This is a genomic window from Streptomyces sp. NBC_01275, from assembly GCF_026340655.1.
Taxonomy (GTDB): domain Bacteria; phylum Actinomycetota; class Actinomycetes; order Streptomycetales; family Streptomycetaceae; genus Streptomyces.
Genome location: NZ_JAPEOZ010000001.1, coordinates 7149263 through 7169700, shown reverse-complemented (window position 1 = coordinate 7169700; position 20438 = coordinate 7149263). Strand labels below are relative to the sequence as shown.

Annotated in this window: 15 protein-coding genes, 1 pseudogene and 2 riboswitches; of the genes and pseudogenes, 4 read left to right on the top strand and 12 right to left on the bottom strand. The window is 70.1% G+C overall.

Annotated elements, in window-relative coordinates; all coding sequences use genetic code 11:
* Positions 1 to 278: 278 nt before the first annotated feature.
* From OG562_RS31850 to OG562_RS31840, 3 genes are all read right to left on the bottom strand, one after another.
* Positions 279 to 1184 carry an ADP-ribosylglycohydrolase family protein gene (locus OG562_RS31850; RefSeq protein WP_266404097.1) on the bottom strand — a complete coding sequence of 302 codons (906 nt, stop codon included), beginning with the start codon at positions 1182 to 1184 and terminating at the stop codon, positions 279 to 281.
* A gap of 12 nt (positions 1185 to 1196) precedes the next feature.
* Positions 1197 to 1856 carry a histidine phosphatase family protein gene (locus OG562_RS31845; protein WP_266404095.1) on the bottom strand — a complete coding sequence of 220 codons (660 nt, stop codon included), beginning with the start codon at positions 1854 to 1856 and terminating at the stop codon, positions 1197 to 1199.
* A 131-nt stretch (positions 1857 to 1987) separates the two neighbouring features.
* Complete coding sequence (locus OG562_RS31840) at positions 1988 to 2593, bottom strand: YdbC family protein (RefSeq protein ID WP_266404092.1); 606 nt, start codon at positions 2591 to 2593, stop codon at positions 1988 to 1990.
* A gap of 156 nt (positions 2594 to 2749) precedes the next feature.
* On the opposite strand from OG562_RS31840, the gene OG562_RS31835 reads away from it, so the two are divergent.
* Positions 2750 to 3283, top strand: a complete 534-nt coding sequence (locus OG562_RS31835; protein ID WP_266404089.1) for a TerD family protein — start codon at positions 2750 to 2752, stop codon at positions 3281 to 3283.
* Between the two features lie 133 nt (positions 3284 to 3416).
* Here OG562_RS31835 and OG562_RS31830 read toward each other — a convergent pair whose 3' ends face one another.
* Positions 3417 to 6323 carry a vitamin B12-dependent ribonucleotide reductase gene (locus tag OG562_RS31830; RefSeq protein ID WP_266404086.1) on the bottom strand — a complete coding sequence of 969 codons (2907 nt, stop codon included), beginning with the start codon at positions 6321 to 6323 and terminating at the stop codon, positions 3417 to 3419.
* Between the two features lie 163 nt (positions 6324 to 6486).
* Positions 6487 to 7065, bottom strand: a complete 579-nt coding sequence (gene nrdR / locus OG562_RS31825; RefSeq protein ID WP_266404083.1) for a transcriptional regulator NrdR — start codon at positions 7063 to 7065, stop codon at positions 6487 to 6489.
* A 585-nt stretch (positions 7066 to 7650) separates the two neighbouring features.
* Between nrdR and lexA the strand changes: the two genes are divergently transcribed.
* Positions 7651 to 8430, top strand: a complete 780-nt coding sequence (gene lexA, locus OG562_RS31820) for a transcriptional repressor LexA (RefSeq protein WP_266404082.1) — start codon at positions 7651 to 7653, stop codon at positions 8428 to 8430.
* A gap of 92 nt (positions 8431 to 8522) precedes the next feature.
* On the opposite strand, the gene OG562_RS31815 is transcribed toward lexA, so the two are convergent.
* The 4 genes from OG562_RS31815 to OG562_RS31800 form a co-directional block, all read right to left on the bottom strand.
* Positions 8523 to 10499, bottom strand: coding sequence for an ATP-dependent DNA helicase (locus OG562_RS31815; RefSeq protein WP_266404080.1), 1977 nt, complete (start codon positions 10497 to 10499; stop codon positions 8523 to 8525).
* A 286-nt stretch (positions 10500 to 10785) separates the two neighbouring features.
* Positions 10786 to 11415 (bottom strand): GNAT family N-acetyltransferase, encoded by a 630-nt coding sequence (locus tag OG562_RS31810; protein WP_266404078.1) that lies wholly within the window; start codon positions 11413 to 11415, stop codon positions 10786 to 10788.
* Between the two features lie 126 nt (positions 11416 to 11541).
* Positions 11542 to 13353, bottom strand: coding sequence for an IucA/IucC family siderophore biosynthesis protein (locus OG562_RS31805; protein WP_266409632.1), 1812 nt, complete (start codon positions 13351 to 13353; stop codon positions 11542 to 11544).
* 386 nt (positions 13354 to 13739) lie between these two features.
* Positions 13740 to 15386, bottom strand: a complete 1647-nt coding sequence (locus OG562_RS31800) for a diaminobutyrate--2-oxoglutarate transaminase family protein (protein ID WP_266409631.1) — start codon at positions 15384 to 15386, stop codon at positions 13740 to 13742.
* Between the two features lie 232 nt (positions 15387 to 15618).
* On the opposite strand from OG562_RS31800, the gene OG562_RS31795 reads away from it, so the two are divergent.
* Positions 15619 to 15852, top strand: coding sequence for a hypothetical protein (locus OG562_RS31795; protein ID WP_266409882.1), 234 nt, complete (start codon positions 15619 to 15621; stop codon positions 15850 to 15852).
* Positions 15853 to 15881: 29 nt separating this feature from the next.
* Entirely contained in the window at positions 15882 to 16577 is a 696-nt protein-coding gene (locus tag OG562_RS31790) for a class I SAM-dependent methyltransferase (RefSeq protein WP_266404076.1), read from the top strand.
* 160 nt (positions 16578 to 16737) lie between these two features.
* Here OG562_RS31790 and OG562_RS31785 read toward each other — a convergent pair.
* From OG562_RS31785 to OG562_RS31775, 3 genes and pseudogenes are all read right to left on the bottom strand, one after another.
* Positions 16738 to 17514 (bottom strand): annotated as a pseudogene (locus OG562_RS31785) (ABC transporter ATP-binding protein); the annotation flags it as partial.
* Positions 17511 to 18524: an iron ABC transporter permease gene (locus tag OG562_RS31780; protein ID WP_266404074.1), complete on the bottom strand. Its 1014-nt coding sequence runs from the start codon at positions 18522 to 18524 to the stop codon at positions 17511 to 17513. The gene OG562_RS31780 and the pseudogene OG562_RS31785, both read right to left, overlap by 4 nt.
* Positions 18521 to 19597 (bottom strand): ABC transporter substrate-binding protein, encoded by a 1077-nt coding sequence (locus OG562_RS31775; RefSeq protein ID WP_266404072.1) that lies wholly within the window; start codon positions 19595 to 19597, stop codon positions 18521 to 18523. The genes OG562_RS31780 and OG562_RS31775 overlap by 4 nt, the downstream gene beginning before the upstream one ends.
* Before the next feature lie 89 nt (positions 19598 to 19686).
* Positions 19687 to 19900, bottom strand: a riboswitch (cobalamin riboswitch).
* 195 nt (positions 19901 to 20095) lie between these two features.
* A riboswitch (cobalamin riboswitch) is annotated at positions 20096 to 20326 on the top strand.
* Positions 20327 to 20438: the final 112 nt, after the last annotated feature.

Sequence of the window (20438 nt, the reverse complement as noted above, 5' to 3'; positions counted from 1 at the left end):
CGGCCATCCGCGCGCCGCCGAGCCTAGGCCCGCCCTCTCCTCCGGCCAGCCCAGCCAGCCCAGCCAGCCCAGCCAGCCCAGCCAGCAGCATGATCACGAACAGGCCGAACCGCATGGCCACCCCCTACGCCGCTCCGAAGCCACCCACCCGCAGGTGCACTCACACACCACACAGCGGATGCCCGAAGAACGTCCGAATGGTCACGCAGAGTTCCCGCCGAACACCGAGAGTTTCCTCGGCGGGGCCGGCCACGACCGGTCGACATCGTGAAGCGGCGTCACACAGACGCAGGCATCCAGCCCGGCAGCGACTCCACCTGCGCCGACCACGAGCCGGGAGGCCTCCCGGCCTTCCCCGTGGCAAGGACTCCGCCCACGATGGCGCAGGTCGTGTCCACGTCCCCACCGACCTGTGCGGTCGTCCAGAACGCCTCCTCGTAGTCACCGAGGGAGCGCGCGGCCGACCAGATCGCGAAGGGCACGGTGTCATGGGCCGACGTACGCCGTCCGCAGCCCAGTACGGCTGCGACGGTGGCCGCGTCGCCGTAGTCGAGCATGTCGCGGGCTCGGCGCAGGCCGGCGCCGACGGCGCTCTTCGGGACGAGGGCGATGACGCCGTCCAGCAGCGCCTCGGCGCGGGGAGGGCCCCCGGGAGCTCCGGCCAGCGCGGCCGCTGCGGCGACGGCCATGGCTCCGACCACGGCCTCCCGGTGCTGATGGGTGGGGTAGGCGGAGATCTCCGCCTGGTGGATCGCCTGCTCGGGGTCGTCCGCGTACCAGGCGCCCAGGGGCGCGATCCGCATCGCCGCGCCGTTGCCCCAGGACCCCTGCCCGTTGAACAGCGCGGCCGACAGTTCGCGCCAGTCGGCGCCTTCCCTGACCAGCCTGAGCAGTCGGTTGACCGCGGGGCCGTACCCGCGGTCGAAGTCGTGGTGCTCCGCGAAGGAGCGGGCCAGGGCGTCCTGGTCGATGCGGTGATGGGCGGCCAGGACGGCCACGACGGAGCAGGCCATCTCCGTGTCGTCCGTCCACTGCCAGGGGCCGGGGGGCAGCTCGCGGCGCTTCAGCAGCGGATAGTTCACCGGCACGAAGAACTGTGAGCCCAGAGCGTCGCCCACCGCCAGTCCGCGCAGGCTGGCCAGGGCACGCTCCAGGCGCCTGCCGGGAGAGGAGTCAACAGTCATCGCTCTGCAACTCTAGCCGGTGATCCCGTACGACTCCGGATCTCGCCAGCGATCGAACGGTCGGTCGAGCGCGTACCGGTCGTCGTCGCCCAGAACGAGCATGCGCATCTCGGCGTTCCCCGGATTCGACAGCGACTCGAACTCGGCGACCGTCCAGTGGAACCAGCGCATGCAGAACAGCCGCATCGCGAGGCCATGGGTCACGAGCAGTACGTTCGGCGGGTGGTCCGGGGCCTCGAAGCTGCGGAACAGGCTCTCCAGGAAGCCGCCGACCCGGTCGTACACGTCGGCTCCGCTCTCCCCCTGGGCGAAACGGTAGAAGAAGTGTCCGTAAGCGTCCCGGTAGGACTTCTGCAGCCGTACGTCGTCGCGGTCCTGCCAGTTCCCCCAGTCCTGCTCGCGCAGCCGGGGCTCCTCACGCACGCGTATCAGCTCGGGATCGAGGTGGAAGGCGCGGAGGGTCTCGTGCGTGCGCCGGTATGGGGAGACGTACACGCTGACCCGCTCGCGGCCGAACACCTCCCGCACTCTCTTGCCTGTCTCCTCGGCCTGCTGCCAGCCCTGCTCGGTCAGGGCCAGCGCGTGGTCGGGTTCACGCTCGTAGACGGTGTCATCAACATTGCCCGTTGACTCCCCGTGCCGGACAAGGACGATGCGCCGTGGTCGTGCCATGCCAAAACCCTAGATCGGTTGACGGCAGATCGAGCACTCGTACGGCCTCCATACAGCGTAGGTCACACGAATCCGGCACCAGAAGGCACACAAGAGCAGACGATTCACGGATCCAACGGTGAGTTGGGTTTTCAAACTATCCAGCTCGGTTCGAGCTCCACGATGTCACCGGTGAGGGACGCGATGTCCGCTTCCGTCTGGGCGCGCAGGGCGAGCCGCTCCACGCGCTCGGTGCGGTATTTGCCGTGCTCGGCCTCGGAGCGCCACATCGACAGGACCATGAACTCATGCCCGGGCGCCTCGGCGAAGAGTCCGCGGATCATGCCGGGCGAGCCGGCCATGGCGGGGTTCCAGACCTTCTCCTGCATCAGGGTGAAATGCTCCGCGCGCTCCTCGTGGACCCGGCACAGGGCCACCCGTACCAGGTCTGCGTCGGTGAAGCGGGGTTCGAAGCCCGTCTTCACGTCGAAGCGGTAGTCGAACAGCCGCACCTGGGCGTCCTTGAAGGTGCCCGCCTGAGTCGTGGCCAGCCGGTCGTGGGAGCGCGCCATGAAGGAGTCGTAGAAGGCGCGGCTCTCCCAGAAGGCGAAGACATGCGCGACCGAGGGCCGGCTCCTGCTCCAGCCCCCGCCCTGTCCTCGAAATCCCGGCTCCCCCAGAAGCCCCGCCCACTTTCGCTGTCCCCGTTCGAAACCGCGGCGGTCCACCACGGTGCAGCGAATCCACTTGACCAGCACCGCGCCATGGTAAGGCCACGGGGCGTGGCGTCGGTCACTCTCTGGCGCAGAGCAGCCATGCGGGCGGCCACGTACGCGTGGCAGGATGGACAACCGGCCCTGATGATCGGGCAGTTCAAGCCGACCGCAGACGGGGATACGGGGAGGGGAAGTCTGGTGAACGGCCTCAACAAGGGGATCCGCAAGGTCGAGATGGCGCTGAAGTGGGACCCGAGTCCAGCGGGGCAGCCGCCCACGGATCTGGACATAGTGGCCGCGACCTATGTGGAGGGCGATCCGAATGGCGCCCCCGCCTATGTGGTGCATTTCGACAGCCGTTCGCCCGACGGCACCATCTATCTCAACCGGGACAGCAAGGACGGCAAGGGCTTCGGCTGGGACGAGGTCATGACGCTGGAGCTGGACCGGCTCGACGCGCGGTACACCCGCGTGGTGGTCGGCGTCGTCCTCCAGCAACACCCGGCCCACCGGACCTTCGTCAGCGTGATCAACCCGGCCTTCCGCATAAGGGAGGGCTACAACGTCCTGGACGAGGACGACTTCGGCAGCGTTCTGGGCGCGACGGCGGCGACCGTGGCGGAGTTCGTGCGCGAGACGAGCGACGGATGGTCGCTCCACACCGGTGTCCAGGGGTTCGAGGACGACCCCGCGACGTTCAGCCGGGTCATGGGCCGACTGCGCTCTTCCTGAGCGCCGCGTGCCGCGGACGGCGCGCTGACCACGGAGGATCAGCGCGCCGACAGCACCGAGGGCGGTGGAGCCGAAGTCCGGCTCCACCGCCCTCTGCCAGGTCGTTCAGCCACCCTGGCCGGCGCGGCTGGGATCAGCTGCAGCCGCTGGTCGAGCCGCAGCCCTCGCAGATGTAGCAGGAACCGGCCCGCTGCATCTTCGTACCGCAGGAGAAGCACAGCGGGGCGTCGGCCTGGATGCCCAGCTGCATCTCGACCAGCTCGGCGCTGGTGTGGGCCTGCTTCAGGGCGGGCTTGGCCACCTCGATCTCGGCCTTCGGCGGGGCGACGGCCTTCAGGTCCGTCGGGCGCGGGGCCGACTGGGCCAGACCTTCGACGTCCACGTCGTCGTCGAGATTCGGCTCGTACGAACCGGTCTCCAGGTGACGCTGACGCTCCTCGGCGGAGTGGATGCCGAGCGCGGAGCGCGTCTCGAAGGGCAGGAAGTCCAGCGCCAGGCGGCGGAAGATGTAGTCGACGATCGACTGCGCCATCCGCACGTCCGGGTCGTCCGTCATGCCGGCCGGCTCGAAGCGCATGTTGGTGAACTTCGAGACGTACGTCTCCAGGGGCACGCCGTACTGGAGGCCGACGGAGACCGCGATGGAGAACGCGTCCATCATGCCCGCGAGGGTCGAACCCTGCTTCGACATCTTCAGGAAGACCTCGCCGAGACCGTCGTCCGGGTAGGAGTTGGCGGTCATGTAGCCCTCGGCGCCGCCGACCGTGAAGGAGGTCGTGATGCCGGGGCGGCCCTTGGGGAGGCGCTTGCGGACCGGGCGGTACTCGACGACCTTCTCCACCGTCTCACGGATGGTCGCCTCGGCCTTCGCCGTGACGGCGTCGGTCGCGGCCTTGTCCTTCTCCTTGGTCTTGGCGGAGAGGGGCTGGCCGACCTTGCAGTTGTCGCGGTAGATCGCGAGCGCCTTGACGCCCATCTTCCACGCCTCGAAGTAGACCTCCTCGACGTCCTCGACGGTCGCCGTCTCCGGCAGGTTGACCGTCTTGGACAGCGCGCCGGAGATCCAGGGCTGGATGGCGGCCATCATGCGGACGTGGCCCATCGCGGAGATGGAGCGCTCGCCCATGGCGCAGTCGAACACCTCGTAGTGCTCGGGCTTGAGGCTCGGGGCGTCGACGACATTGCCGTTCTCGGCGATGTGGGCGACGATCGCCTCGATCTGCTCCTCCTGGTAGCCCAGGCGGCGCAGGGCCTGCGGGACGGTGCCGTTGACGATCTGCATCGAGCCGCCGCCGACGAGCTTCTTGAACTTGACCAGGGCGAGGTCGGGCTCGAGACCGGTGGTGTCGCAGGACATCGCGAGACCGATGGTGCCGGTCGGGGCGATGACGGACGCCTGGGAGTTGCGGAAGCCGTTCTTCTCACCGAGACGCAGCACGTCCTGCCAGGCCTCCGTGGCGGCGGCCCAGATCGGCGTGTCCAGGTCGTCCACGCGGACGGCCTTGGTGTTCTCGTCGGAGTGCTGCTTCATGACGCGCAGGTGCGGCTGCGCGTTGCGGGCGTAGCCGTCGTACGGGCCCACGACCGCGGCGAGCTCGGCGGAGCGCCGGTACGACGTGCCCGTCATCAGGGAGGTGATGGCGCCGGCGAGGGCGCGGCCGCCGTCGGAGTCGTAGGCGTGGCCGGTCGCCATCAGCAGGGCGCCGAGGTTGGCGTAGCCGATGCCGAGCTGGCGGAACGCGCGCGTGTTCTCGCCGATCTTCTGGGTCGGGAAGTCCGCGAAGCAGATCGAGATGTCCATCGCGGTGATGACCAGCTCGACGACCTTGGCGAAGCGCTCGATCTCGAAGGACTGGTGGCCCTTGCCGTCGTCCTTGAGGAACTTCATCAGGTTCAGCGAGGCGAGGTTGCAGGACGTGTTGTCCAGGTGCATGTACTCGCTGCACGGGTTCGAGCCGTTGATGCGGCCGGACTCCGGGCACGTGTGCCAGCGGTTGATGGTGTCGTCGTACTGGATGCCCGGGTCGGCGCAGGCCCAGGCGGCCTCGGCCATCTTGCGGAAGAGGGACTTGGCGTCGACCTCCTCGATGACCTCGCCGGTCATACGGGACGTCAGGCCGAACTTGCCGCCCGTCTCGACGGCCTTCATGAACGCTTCGTTCACCCGGACCGAGTTGTTGGCGTTCTGGTACTGGACGGACGTGATGTCGTCGCCGCCCAGGTCCATGTCGAAGCCCGCGTCACGCAGGGCGCGGATCTTCTCCTCTTCCTTCACCTTGGTCTGGATGAAGTCCTCGATGTCGGGGTGGTCGACGTCGAGGATGACCATCTTGGCGGCGCGGCGGGTGGCGCCACCGGACTTGATGGTGCCGGCGGAGGCGTCGGCGCCGCGCATGAAGGAGACCGGGCCCGAGGCGTTGCCGCCGGAGGACAGCAGTTCCTTGGAGGAGCGGATGCGGGAGAGGTTCAGGCCGGCGCCGGAGCCGCCCTTGAAGATCATGCCCTCTTCCTTGTACCAGTCGAGGATGGACTCCATGGAGTCGTCGACGGCCAGGATGAAGCAGGCGGAGACCTGCTGGGGCTGGGGCGTCCCGACGTTGAACCAGACGGGGCTGTTGAAGCTGAAGATCTGGTGCAGGAGGGCGTACGCCAGCTCGTGCTCGAAGATCTCGGCGTCGGCGGGCGAGGCGAAGTAGCTGTAGTCCTCGCCGGCCTTCCGGTACGTCTTCACGATGCGGTCGATCAGCTGCTTGAGGCCGGTCTCGCGCTGGGGGGTGCCGACGGCACCGCGGAAGTACTTGCTGGTGACGATGTTGACCGCGTTCACCGACCAGAAGCCGGGGAACTCGACGCCACGCTGCTCGAAGTTGATCGAGCCGTCGCGCCAGTTGGTCATGACGACGTCACGGCGCTCCCAGACCACCTCGTCGTACGGGTGCACGCCGGGGGTCGTGTGGATGCGCTCGATACGCAGGCCCTTGGTCGCCTTGGCGCCCTTCGCTCGGGAACCTCGTGCCGGACCGCTCGCCGTCTCTGTCATGCCGCCTCCCTGTACAGGCAAAAACGCCCTGAAATGCCACGATGTTCCCGTGACATGGGTGTTGTCTCTGGTGTTGCGGGCATCCACGAACCATCGCCCGCAACAAGTCTTCGTCCGCCGTCGGCGGCCGGCCCCGGGGTCTGAGCCCGGTCCCGGCGCGCCGTCAGTCGGCGGCGTGGGCGGGCTCGGGGACCTGAGTGGTCCCTCCGGGCCCGCCGTCGTCTTCTCGGCTCCCCGCGACAGCGCCTGAGGCGCCTTCTGCGTACACGCGGTCGTCGTCGTCCGCGGCGGGGTGCCCCGTCTGTTCCCGGAGCTCCACGATCGCGGCCTCGAAGTCCTCGAGCGAGTCGAACGCCCGGTAGACGGAGGCGAATCGCAGATAGGCGACGAGGTCGAGCTCCTGCAACGGACCGAGTATGGCCAGTCCCACGTCATGGGTGGTCAACTCGGCGCTTCCGGTGGCCCGCACCGCCTCCTCGACCCGCTGGCCGAGCTGAGCGAGGGCGTCCTCGGTGACAGGCCGTCCCTGGCATGCCTTGCGCACGCCGTTGATGACCTTGGTGCGGCTGAACGGCTCGGTGACCCCGGACCGCTTCACCACCATCAGCGAGCACGTCTCCACGGTCGTGAAACGACGGGAGCAGTCAGGGCACTGGCGGCGCCTGCGGATCGACGTGCCGTCATCGGTCGTACGGCTGTCGACCACACGACTGTCGGGGTGCCTGCAGAAGGGGCAGTGCATGAACTCCAACCCTCCTCACAGCAGACTCAATGGCTTCGCCGGGCCTCATGGGCCCCTCGAAGCAGCCCCAAGCATAGGCGATCCGCGAGCGTCCGAAGACACGGGGGACCACAACTTCTGGGCCACTGATGCAATCCAACCACTACATGTGGGGATTGGCTCATACATCCACACCCCCCGCGCGTGTCGCATTCGCACGGTCACACCCCGTGAACCCCGACCGGCACGCCGAACCCACGGCACGCACCCGGACACGCGCGCGTGCGGCCGTATCGCGCCGGCATGTACGGCGATACCGTGGGCGCCGTACGGAGGATGAGTGGGACTCTCGCACAGAGCGGGCCCGGTTCCCGGGCGACGGGAGCACCGGATGGCAGACTGGGTCGGCGCCTCACAAGGTCCTCGGCCCCGGCGGTGAAGAGTACAACGATGGGCTCTTTTGCCTGCCAGGCACCGCGTTAGCCATACACCCAGACACGTGATCAAGTCAGGCTATTCACGCTTTTTCACTCGAACGTGTGTTTGGCGCAACCTTTCGAAAGCAACTACCGTTGTCCAGCAGGGAGACAACCGAGAGGGGCCGACGTGACCACCACCGCAGACAGTGCCACCATCACTGCCCAGGACCGCTCCCAGGGCCGACTCGAGCCGGTGCATGCGATGAACGAAGCCACGAATCCCGAGGGACACAAGCGCTCGCTGCCGGGCCGACCTCCAGGCATCCGCGCAGACAGCTCGGGGCTCACCGACCGGCAGCGGCGGGTGATCGAAGTGATCAGGGACTCCGTGCAGCGGCGCGGCTACCCGCCGTCCATGCGGGAGATCGGCCAGGCCGTCGGCCTGTCCAGCACCTCTTCGGTCGCGCACCAGCTGATGGCACTGGAACGGAAGGGCTTCCTGCGCCGCGACCCGCACCGCCCGCGCGCGTACGAGGTGCGCGGTTCCGACCAGGCCGCCTCCGTGCAGCCCACGGACACGGCCGGCAAGCCCGCCGCGTCGTACGTCCCGCTGGTCGGCCGTATCGCCGCCGGCGGCCCGATCCTCGCCGAGGAATCGGTGGAGGACGTCTTCCCTCTCCCCAGGCAGTTGGTGGGCGACGGTGAGCTGTTCGTGCTGAAGGTCGTCGGCGACTCGATGATCGAGGCCGCCATCTGCGACGGCGACTGGGTCACCGTCCGCCGCCAGCCCGTCGCCGAGAACGGTGACATCGTGGCGGCGATGCTCGACGGCGAGGCCACGGTGAAGCGCTTCAAGCGCGAGGAGGGCCATGTCTGGCTCCTCCCCCACAACGCTGCGTACGAGCCGATCCCGGGCGACGACGCGACCATTCTCGGCAAGGTGGTGGCCGTGCTGCGCCGCGTCTGAGAACGGCGGCGTGCGGGCCTGCCCGCACCGCCCCCTGACTGGGCCCCGGGATCCCTGCGCCGGTTCCGGGGCCCTGTGCTGTCCCGGGCTGTCTACTGCGCCTCTGTCTGCTTGGCCACGGCGTCGATCGCCGCGAGCGACTTGCGCACCTGATTGCGGTCCGTGGTGTACCAGAAGTCCGGCAGGGACGCCTTCAGATAGCTCCCGTAACGGGCTGTCGCCAGTCGCTGGTCCAGGACGGCCACCACGCCACGATCCCCGGACGCCCGGACCAGACGGCCCGCGCCCTGCGCCATGAGGAGCGCCGCGTGCGTGGCGGCGACAGCCATGAAGCCGTTGCCTCCGGCCTCCTCCACCGCCTTCTGGCGGGCGCTCATCAGCGGGTCGTCCGGGCGCGGGAACGGGATCTTGTCCATCACGACCAGCTGGCAGCTGGGGCCGGGCACATCCACGCCCTGCCAGAGCGACAGCGTGCCGAAGAGACATGTCTTCGGGTCCGCCGCGAAGTTCTTGATCAGCTCGCCCAGGGTCTCCTCGCCCTGCAGAAGGATCGGGAACTCGGGGATGCGGCCGCGCAGTTCCTCAGCGGCGAGCTGCGCCGCCCGCATGGAGGAGAAGAGACCGAGCGTGCGGCCACCGGCCGCCTGGACCAGTTCGGTCAGTTCGTCCAGCATGTCCGCGCGGTCGCCGTCGCGCGCGGGGCGCGACAGGTGCTTGGCGACGTACAGGATCCCCTGCCGGGGGTAGTCGAAGGGCGAGCCGACGTCGAGGCCCTTCCACTTCGGAAAGTCCTCGCTCTCCGTGCCCTCCGGGGCGAGGCCGAGGGAGGCGCCGACACCGTTGAAGTCCCCGCCGAGCTTCAGGGTGGCCGAGGCCAGGGTCACGGAGCGGTCCGCGAAGAGCTTCTCTCGCAGCAGGCCCGATACGGACATGGGGGCGACGCGCAGGGAGGCGCCGAAGCGGTCGTGCCGCTCGTACCAGACGACGTCGTACTCGGAGCCGTTGACGATCCGCTCCGCCACGTCGTGCACGGATTCCACGGACGCGAGCGCCTGCTTACGGACCGCGTCCTCGTCCTGGACGGACTTGTCGCGGGTCGCGCCGATCCCGGAGATGACGGTGCGCGCGGCGTCGCGCAGCGCCATCAGGGCATAACCGAGGTCCTCCGGGATCTCCTCCAGGCGGCCCGGCAGCGCCAGCTCCATCAGCCGCTCGAAGCCCTCCGCTGCGGTCTGGAGCTGATCGGCGGCCTTCTCGTTGACCAGCTTCGCCGCACGCCGTACCGCCCGGTTGACCTGGCCCGGGGTGAGCTCGCCGGTGGCGACGCCGGTGACCCGTCCGACCAGTTCGTGCGCCTCGTCGACGATCAGCACCTCGTGCTGCGGGAGGACCGGGGCGCCCTCGATGGCGTCGATGGCGAGCAGCGCGTGGTTGGTGACGACGACCTCGGACAGTTTGGCGCGCTCACGGGCCATCTCGGCGAAGCACTCGGCTCCATACGCGCACTTGGTCGCGCCCAGGCACTCTCGGGAGGAGACCGACACCTGGGCCCAGGCCCGGTCGGACACGCCGGGCGTGAGGTCGTCGCGGTCGCCGGACTCGGTCTCGTCCGCCCAGTCGCGCATGCGCAGCAGGTCCTGGCCCAGCTTGCTGGTGGGCGCGGCAGCCTCGAACTGGTCGAAGAGGCCCTCCTCCTCGTCCTGCGGAACGCCTTCGTGCAGGCGGTGCAGGCACAGGTAGTTCGATCTGCCCTTGAGCATCGCGAACTCGGGGCGTCGGCGCAGCAGCGGATGCAGGGCGTCCACCGTGCGCGGCAGGTCCCGCTCCACGAGCTGACGCTGCAGGGCGAGGGTGGCGGTCGCCACCACGACCCGCTCACCGTGCGCGAGCGCGGGCACGAGGTACCCCAGCGACTTACCGGTGCCGGTGCCGGCCTGGACCAGCAGATGGGATCCGTCGTCGATCGCCTCCGCGACGGCTTCGGCCATGGTCACCTGGCCGGGGCGCTCCGTACCGCCCACGGCGGAGACGGCAGCATGCAGGAGTTCGGGGAGTGAGGGCTTCGTCATAGCGCGACCACCCTACGGCTCGGGACTGACAAACGGGTCATGAACCAGGTGGTCAGGGGGGAGGACAGCGACAGGATCAAGGTGCGGGTTTCTTGGGTTCGGGGGACGGCGGGGGCGGATCCGAGGGACGGCGAGAAGCGGCGAGAAGCGGGGCGGGGACTGGTCGAAGGCTGATCGGGGGCTGGCGGGGCGGTGTCCGAGGGGCGACGGGCACGGGTGGGAGAAATTGGCGGGAACTGCCGAGGCGTCCGCGGCGTTCCATGTGTGACGGCGCGACTTCGGAGCGTCACATCAGATCACGCAGGTTCCGGTCTCGGATCATGAGGGCGGCCCGCTTGGTGGGCAGGGCGACCTCGGCGGAGAACCGGAAGCCTGCGGTCAGGAAGGCGGCGATGGAGGGGGTGTTGCGAAGATCGGGTTCAGCCACGACGCGTGCGCATGTGGGTCTCCTGTCGAGTACGAGGTCGGCGACGGCCCGGAGCAGCAGGCTGCCGAGCCCTCGGCCGCGGTCGGCGACACCGCCGATGAGGAGGTGGATTCCGGTGTCGTGCGGTCGGGCCGGGTAATGGCGGGCCAGCGGGTCGAGGTCGGCTCGGTAGATCTCCCAATAACTCATCGGCATGCCCTCCAGTACGCCGAGACACGGAACGCTCCGTTCCTCGTCGGCGAGTTGGCTCCGCAGGTGTCGCTCGGTCACCGACCGAGGGCCCGCGAGTTCCCAGAAGGCCGCGACAGCAGGGTCGTTCATCCACCGGCCGACTCGGAGAAGGTCTCTCTCGACCTGAACGGGGGCGAGGTGGAACACGCCCGCGGGCGTGAGAGTGGTGCCCCAGTCGCCGACGCGGTCGAGCAGGTCGGCGGTGGCGACGACGGTGGCGGTGGCAGGGATGACGGTCGCCGTGTTGACGGGGGGCACAGCGATGCTCCTCTCAGCCGGTGGGGCGGACATGTTCCTTGAGGACGGAAGGGTTTGAGGATGGAGAGGTCGGAGGTGGGAGACGTTGGAGGTGGGAGACGTTGGAGGTTGTGGAATACGGACGGCTCAGGAATGCAGGGGGTTGGCGATGGTGACGTAGACGGACTGGGTGTCCACCGGGCCCACGAGTTCGTCGAGGCCGTGCAGTCGGGTCAGCAGGTTGGCCTTACAGCGCAGAACGGGTGAGTCGAGCAGGCGGGCGGGCAGTGAACTGCGCAGCCGGTCGGGGCCGGAGGCGGCGTCGGTGAGAAAGCGTCGGAAGGCGGCGAGCAGCAGGCGTTCGTCGGCGAGCCGTTGGGAACCGAATGCGCCGACGAGTCCGAGCACGTTGTTGATCCCCAGGTAGTAGGCGAAGCGCTCGTCGGTCACCTCGTCGGAGACGAAGGTGTCGCTGTGTTCACCGATACCGGGCAGTTGGGCTTCGAGTTCCGCACGGCGGGAGTCGCGGAAGTAGTAGCCCTGGTTGTCCCGGTAGCGGCCGCCCTGGGGCCAGCCGTCGGGGTCCAGCAGGAGGAGCGTGTTCTGCTGGTGCGCCTCCAACGCGATCCCGGCCTCTCCGTCGAGCCACAGGACGGGGCGGACGACCTGCTCCAGGTAGCGCAGGAACCACTCGACGGCGACCGCCCCCAGCGGGCGCCCTGTCCGCCCGGCGAGACGCGTGACGATGGCGGCCAGCCGGGAACTGTGGGCGGGAACCGTGTCCGGGGAGGACGAGTGCGGTGGGGGTGATCCGGCGTACGGCCGGGGTGAGACGAGGCCGGCGATGCAGGAGACGTCGTCGGCCGCAGTGAACGGGTTGTGCCGGATCACCACGTCGAGTCCCGGCACCGGAAGCCCGTCCGTGCCGTCGATCGCGAGCCAGGCCGGGTCGCGAACGATGTCGAAGCCCGCGTGGACCGCCTGCCACCGCTTGGAGAGGCCCGCGCGCAGCAGCCGGTGCACCTCGACACCGCGGTGGAGTTCCTTGCGGAGGTTCTCACGACGGGAGTTGGTGATGCGCAGCCCCAGCGACAGTTTGAGCATGGCGGGGGCGCCGGACCGGTGGACCGTTCGTACGGAGGAGGTGGGGTGCCACGGGGGGCCGAGCGGGCCGAGATCCCGGAGCAACCCGGCGTCGAGCAGGGCCGCGACGTCAGGACGGTTCCGGGCCTCGCCCAGCTGCCACGGGTGCACGGGCAGGGCCGCGTACCCATCGGGCAGCGGCAGCCCGGGGCCGGCGAGTGGGGCTGTCAGCCGGTCGGCGGGGACGGTGCGACCGCGTTCCGTCCAGGCGGAGTCGGTGGCGAGCGCGGAAGGAGCGACAGCCAGCCAGTGAAGGGGGAACGAACCATGCAGTTCAGGTGAGTACAGGCGCGCTTCGGCATCCGAGAGGCCTTCTCGGCTCTTCGGGGTCGGGTGCAGGGGGTGTCCGAGCAACAGCGCCTGTTCGGCGGCCAGAAACAGGTCGGGCGCGTCGGCGGGGCACTTCCGGCGCTCGCGGATGAAGACCGCGGTGCGACGCAGGGAGTCGGCGACGCGGGCGACCAGGTCGACGCCTTCGCCGGTTGCGGGGGCGAGGGCGTGGTCCAGGGCGAGGGCCGGCTGAGCCGCCGTGCCGTGTGCGCCGAGCGCCTCGCGGGACAGCAGGGCTGCGGCGGTGACGGCGTCGGCCGGTGGGGACTGCTCGGGAGCGTCGGCCAGGCGCGGGAGTCCGAAACGGTGCCAGCCCGTGGCGGACCAGTAGAGGACGGGGACCAGCAGCGCGGTGCCGCTGGCGGGCAGCGGTACGTCGAGGGCGCCGTCGCTGGGGGCGGGCAGGCCGGTCTCTCGTACCCAGCAGCGCAGCAGGTTCTCCACGGCCGCTGCCTGGGCCGCCGTGTGCGGGTCGGGATGGTCCAGGAGGTCGGCTGTGGCGTGGGGCGACGGTTCGGCGTGGGAGACGTCTGCCGACTGGTGCGGGACCGAGACGGTGGCAGTGACAAGAACGGACGGGACGGAGGAGGTGGACGCTTGTGTGGGAGCGACGGCTGAGGCGGGAGCGGGAGAGTCGGCGGGCTGTGGGGAGCTGGTCAAGGTCGTTCCTGGTGTGGTGGGGCCGGTTCGGTCGGCGGTGCGGTGGGACAGGGCGGCGGTGGGTGCCGGGCTGCGTGAGGGCCGCCGCGTCGGTGGGCGTCCGGCTTCGCGGAAGGACAGCCGGCCTCGGCGGGGGTGACCGGGTTCGGTCCCGCGGTGGCGGCGGTGTACGCACAGGTTCGGGGGACGTGCGGATGGGGTGCCTGCCTGGGCTAACCCGGTCCGTCGGTGCCGTCGCCGCGCCAACTGCGTTGCCGGGGCGTCCGGTTCGTCCGGTCACCCTGGCGATCCCCGGCGCTGTGGCCTGCGCGGTCGCCGTGATCGGCGTGATCGCGAGCCACCGCTTCCATCGCGTCCGCGAGTCGGTCGAGTACCGCGGCCACTTGTTCGTCGGTGATCGTCAGCGGCGGAAGCAGGCGTACGACGCTCGCGTGGCGGCCGCCGAGTTCGACGATCAGGCCGCGCCGCAGGCACTCCCGCTGGACGGCGACGGCCAGTTCCGGGGCGGCAGGGTACGGGCCATGGGCAGAGTGAGCGGTGTGAGCGGCGAACGCCGGGGAGCCGTTGCTTCCGTGATCCGTACGAGGAGGGCTCAGGGGGGTGGTTCCGCCCACCCCGGCATGCCTTGCCGAAGCTCCCGCCGGGCCCTCATCGCCGTATCTGATGCCTCCGTGTCCGATCGGCTCGCCGAAGCCGTTTCCGCGCTTCCCCGTCGGGTCCACCATCTCGATGCCGATCATCAGCCCGCGTCCCCGGACGTCTCCGATGCACGGGAAGCCCTCCGCGAGGTGGCGGAGGCGGCGCAGCAGATGGGCTCCGAGGGTGGCCGCACGGTCGGCGAGGCCGTTCTCGCGGACGTAGGCGAGGGTGGCCGTGCCGGCGGCCATGGCGAGTTGGTTGCCGCGGAAGGTGCCCGCGTGGGCGCCGGGTTCCCAGACGTCGAGGTCGTCGCGGTAGACGACGACGGCCAGGGGCAGGCTGCCGCCGATGGCCTTGGACAGGACCATCACATCGGGGGTGATCCCGCTGTGTTCCACGGCCCAGAAGGCACCGGTCCGGCCGACGCCCGTCTGGACCTCGTCGGCGATCAGCGGGATGGAGCGGTCGGCCGTGATCTGCCGCATGCGGCGCGTCCAGGCGTCCGGTGCGGGGATCACCCCGCCCTCCCCCTGCACGGGTTCGAGGATCATCCCGGCAGGCTCCCGTACGCCCGACTTGGGGTCGTCGAGGAGGGATTCGGTCCAGCGGGCGGCGAGTTCGGCGCCGCGCTCGCCTCCGATGCCGAACGGACAGCGGTAGTCCTGCGGGTACGGCAGACGCGCCACTCGTACGTCGAAGGCGCCGCCGGAGGCTTCGAGGGAGCCGGCGGTCATGCCGTGGTAGGCGCCGGTGAACGCCAGGACGCCCGTACGACCGGTGGCGGCTCGGACCAGTTTGAGCGCCGCCTCCACGGCGTCCGTGCCGGCCGGTCCGCAGAACTGCACGCGCGCGTGGTCGGCGAGGCCGGACGGCAGGGTGCGGAACAGTTCGGTGATGAAGGCGTCCTTGACGGGGGTCGCGAGGTCGAGGACGTGAAGGGGCGCGCCCGAGTCGAGAACCTTGCGGATGGCCTCCAGTACCACGGGGTGGTTGTGGCCGAGCGCGAGCGTGCCGGCGCCGGAGAGACAGTCGAGGTAACGACGGCCGTCCGCGCCCTCGATGGTCAGTCCGCGGGCCCGTACCGGCACGATGGGCAGGGCCCGCGCATAGGTACGGGCGGCGGACTCGCGGGACGACTGGCGTCGCAGGATGCCCTCGTGCGCGGGACGTCGGCCCGTCGGGACTCCGACGACTGCGGCGGCGGTCCCGGCAACGGGCACACCGGTGGAACGGCCCTCGGAGGCCTCCTTGGGCACAGGCTCGGTCACGGCACGACTCCTGTTCTCCCGCTGGGGAGGGCCGGACGCAGACAGCAGACCCCCCACCGCTACCAACCGCCGAGCGCCGACCGGGTTACGGGTTGTCCCAAACCTGGTCACGGGTTGTCTCGAGATCGCGCACCAGGAGTCCGCGCCTTGGCTTCGAGTGCGGTTCGATTCGCAGCGTCGCCGCATGACCACAGCTCGGCAGAAGACGGAATCGGGCTTCGGAGCCCGGAGTACGGCGTCGGGGGTCACATCCCCCCGGCAGGAGCAGATCGACGCCGGATGCATCGTGGAGCCCTGGAGCGGGGGCGACCTCACGGGCGGGGCTCGCGACCATGCGACGGATCCCGAGCAGGCGGCGCGGCTGTGGCGGCTTTCAGTCGGACTCACCGGCATGGACGCCTTCGCCGCGACGTCCTGAGCAGGGTCCGACGCTGCGAGGATGACTCGATGAGAGCCGAGACCGCCTACCACGGTGAGATGGGCGAGCAGTTCGCCGCCAACGCCACGGACAGCGCCTACAACGCGCACACCGATCGCCCGGCCATGCTGAGGCTGGCCGGTGACGTGAACGGATCACGGGTGCTGGACCTTGGATGCGGAGCGGGCCACTACGCCGCCGAACTGCTGGATCGAGGCGCCTCACAGGTCGTCGGCGTCGAGGCCGGCGAAAGCCTGCTGCGCGTCGCGCGGGAGCGGCTCGGAGACGGCGCGGTCCTGCACCACCACGATCTGGAGGAGCCGCTGGTCTTTCTGGAGGACCGGTCGTTCGATCTGGCGGTGATGGCCCTCGTCTATCACCACATCGACGCACGCGGGGAGTTGCTCGCCGAGATTCGGCGCGTTCTGCGGCCCGGCGGCACCCTGCTCGTCTCCACGACCCACCCCACCAGTGACTGGAACTACGTGGGTGGTTCCTACTTCGCCGATGGTCGCGTCGAGCTTCCGTTCGGTGAGGGATTCGCCGTCAGGTACTGGCGGATGACGCTGGAGGGGTTCCTCGGTGAACTGCTCGGCGCCGGGTTCGTGTTGGAGGAGCTGGTGGAGCCGCGGGCCACGGAGGAGGCTCGGCTGATCGATCCGCGTCGATACGACAAGACCCACAACTCCCCGGTGTTCCTGGCCGTCAGGCTCCGTCGGCCATGAAGCCGTCAAGTCCGTCGGCCGTGAGGGAGCGGTCCTCGCGCTCCCCGCTCTTCCCGCGTCTCCCGCCCTCCGCGCGCTCCCCCCTCTTCCCGCACTCCCCATCCTCCTTGCCCACCCCATCCTCCTTGCCCACCCCATCCTCCCCGCGCCTCCCGCCCGTCCTCCGCACGAACCGAATCACCGGATGGCCGGGTTCGTGGGTCACCTCGGCGTGGACGCCGTAGACCTTCTTGATGAGGGCCGGGGTGAGGATGTCGGCGGGGGCGCCCTCGGCGACGGTGTGGCCGGTGTCGAGGACGAGGAGGCGGTCGCAGTACATCGCGGCGAGGTTGAGGTCGTGCAGGGCGATCACGGTGGTGACGGGGAGGTCGGCGATCAGGTCGAGCAGGTCCAACTGGTGCTGGATGTCCAGGTGGTTGGTCGGCTCGTCGAGCAGGAGTTCGCGGGGTTCCTGGGCGAGGGCGCGGGCGATCTGGGCGCGTTGGCGTTCGCCGCCGGAGAGGGTGTGCCAGGACTGGGCGGCCCGTTCGGTCAGCCCGGTGCGTTCCAGGGCCTCGGCGACGGCGCGGGCGTCGGCGGCCGACGCCGGTGACCAGGCGCGTCGGTGGGGGATGCGGCCGAGGGCGACGACGTCGCGGACGGTCAGTTCGGTCTGGGTGTGGGTGTGCTGCTCGACGGTGGCGATACGGCGGGCGGTGGCACGGCGGCCGACCTCGGGCAGGGGCCGGCCGTCCAGGGTGACGACTCCGGCCGAGGTGGCCAGGACGCCGGCGAGCAGGCGCAGCAACGTCGACTTGCCGGAGCCGTTGGGGCCGAGCAGGCCGACGGTCTCGCCGGGGCGCAGGACGAGGGTGGCACCGTCGACGATGAGCCGGCCGTCGGTGCGGCGACCGACCCGGTCCGCGCGCAGGCCGCTGTCCGGGCAGGGGGCGCTCATGTCTTCCACCGGCCTCGATGGAGCACGACCACGAACGCCGGTACGCCGATCAGGGACGTCACCACGCCCACCGGCACCTCCTGCGGATCGACGACGGTGCGGGCGAGGGTGTCCACCCAGACCAGGAAGACGGCTCCGGTCAGTGCCGTGACGGGCAGCAACCGGGCGTGCCCGGAGCCGGTGAGCGCGCGGGTGACGTGCGGCAGGACCAGGCCGACGAAGCCGATCGCCCCGGCGCAGCTGACGAGGACGGCGGTGAGCAGCGCCGTGGCGCAGAGCAGGATCAGGCGGGCGCGGGAGACGTTCACGCCGAGGCCGGCGGCCGCCTCCTCGCCGAAGGCGAACGCGTCCAGGGTGGTGGCGTATCCGAGGCAGACGACGAGGACGACGGCCAGGGCCGGTGCGCACAGCAGCACCTGGCCCCAGTCGGCCCCCGAAAGCGAGCCGAGCAGCCAGAACAGCACGCCCTTGGTGGTCTCGGCGTCCGCCGAGGTCAGCACTATGAAGGAGGTCAGCGCGGAGAAGAGCTGCATGGCCGCCACCCCGGACAGCACCACCCGGTCCATGCTCGCGCCGAGGCTGTGGCTGAGCAGCATGACCAGGCCGAAGGAGAGCAGCGCGCCGACGAACGCGCCCGCCGACAGCGACAGGGCCCCACCGCCGACGCCGAGCACCACGACGGCGACCGCGCCCGTGGAGGCCCCGGAGGAGACGCCGAGCACGAACGGGTCGGCGAGCGGGTTGCGCAGCAGGGACTGCATGACCGCGCCGCACAGCGCGAGCCCGGCGCCGCAGACTGCGGCCAGCAGCGTCCGGGGCATCCGCAGGTTCCAGACGATGCCGTCCCGCAGCGGGGCGAGTGTGCTCTCGCCGCCGCCGAGGTGGGAGGCGACCGACGCCCACACGTCGGCGGTGGAGATGTCGGCGGGGCCGATGGTCACGGCGGCGGCCACGGAGAGGGCCAGTGCCGCGAGCCCGCCGCCCGTCAGCAGCAGGCTGCGCGGGCTCACTTGGCGAGTCCGAGGTCGCGCAGGCCGGCGGCGACCTGCTCGATCCCTTCGACGGTGCGGATGGAGGGGTTCAGCGCCTGGCCGCTGAGCAGGATGTACCGCTTCTTCCTGACGGCGGTGAGGTTGCGGGTGGCGGGGTTGGACTCCAGGAAGCCGATCTTGGCCTTGGCGGTCTCCGCGGTCTGGGACTTGCGGGTCAGGTCGCCGAGGACGATGACGTCGGGGTCGCGGTCGGCGACGGTCTCCCAGTTGATCTGGGGCCACTCGTCGTGAGTGTCGGAGAAGGCGTTCCGTGCGCCGACGGCCCGGGTGATCGCGCCGGGCGCGCCGCAGCAGCCGGCCAGGTAGGGCGACTGGGAGTTGGCGAACCAGTACATGAGGGAGGCATCGGAGGCGTCCAGGCCGTCGGTGGCCTTGCGCACCCGCTCCTTCAGCCGGGCGACGAGTGCGTCGCCGCGCGTCTCGACGCCCAGGGCGCGAGCCAGGTCGCGTATCTCGTCGTATACGGCGTCGAGGGTGAGCGGTGTGCTGCGCGAGCCGTCGCCGCCGCTGTCGTTGTCCTTGCCGGCGGCGCAGTCGGACGGGGAGACGTACGTGGGCACGCCCAGCTTCTCGAACTGCTCGCGGGTGGCGACGCCGCCCTTGCCGAGGGTGGAGACGAACGAGGAGGTGACGAAGTCGGGTTCGGCGTCGAGGACCTTCTCGAAGGAGGGGGCGTTGTCGGCGAGGCGCGGCACGGACGCGTTCGCCTTCTCCAGTCCCTTGAGCACCGGGTCGGTCCAGGTGGCGGTGCCGGCCATACGGTCGCCGAGGCCGAGGGAGAGCAGGATCTCCGTGGTGCCCTGGTTGAGGGAGACGACCCGCTGAGGGGCCGACTTCACAGTGACCTGGTGCCCGCAGTTGTCGAGGGTGAGCGGGAAGCCGGCGGCGGACGCCGCCGCCTCGCCGCCGGAACGGTCCCCGTCGGAACGGTCTCCGTCGGAGCCGCCGCACGCTGTCAGCAGCAGGACGGGCGCGAGGACGAGGACGGCGGTACGGCGGAGGGGGACGGGGACGGTACGCAGCACGGGCATGCCTTGCCTGTCGGGGCTCGATACGCGGAGCCTGGCCTACGGAGGTCCTCCTCGCTCGAAGCCGACTCGAAGCATGGTTCGCAGCAGGCCCGCAGCGGGAAGGCGCCAGCAGGTCTTCGGACTCGGGTTCGTCCGGACGGAGCGCCTTCCCGGCGCGTTGCACACCGGCTCCTTCGGCCGGCCCGCGTCGCTCCAGTGGCGTCGAGTGCCCCGCCCGTCCCCCTCACCGCTGCGCGTCAGTTCCGGATTCCCACCGGATTCCCTGGCCTCGGATGTGGCACGACTGGCCCCAACAAAGTATCAAGATCAACCATCGGCTCCCGTCATGGGGTTCACCGGTACACGGGTTCACAGGTACACGGGTTCACGGGTTCACGGGCAGGAAGGTCGTTGCCGGGGCATCTCCCGCCCTGCGGATGTTCCACACGTGCCCCTCCCGTGTCCCTCGTCACCATCCGAATGCCGGACGTGACCCGTCGTATCGCCGGACGGCCCCCTAGGCTGGCCGGTGCAGCTGGTTCGCCCCGTCCGCCAGGCGGGATGCGTCGCAAGAGGGAACCCGGTGGGAATCCGGGACTGCCCCGCAGCGGTGAGCGGGAACGACCGCCGTCTTACGCACTGGACCCGACGAACGGGGTCTGGGAAGCGACGGCCAGTAGGTGTCCTCCTCGGTGAACGACGAGGACGTGCCCGCGAGTCCGAAGACCTGCCAACTGCCCGTACGCGTACGACTCGCGCACGGACATCCCGGTGACCTCGTGGGCGGGTCGGCGTACATGTCAGGCGGACGACCGCGGCTTGCCGTGCGATGTCGTCTCCGCCCGATCCGTCACCCCGTCGC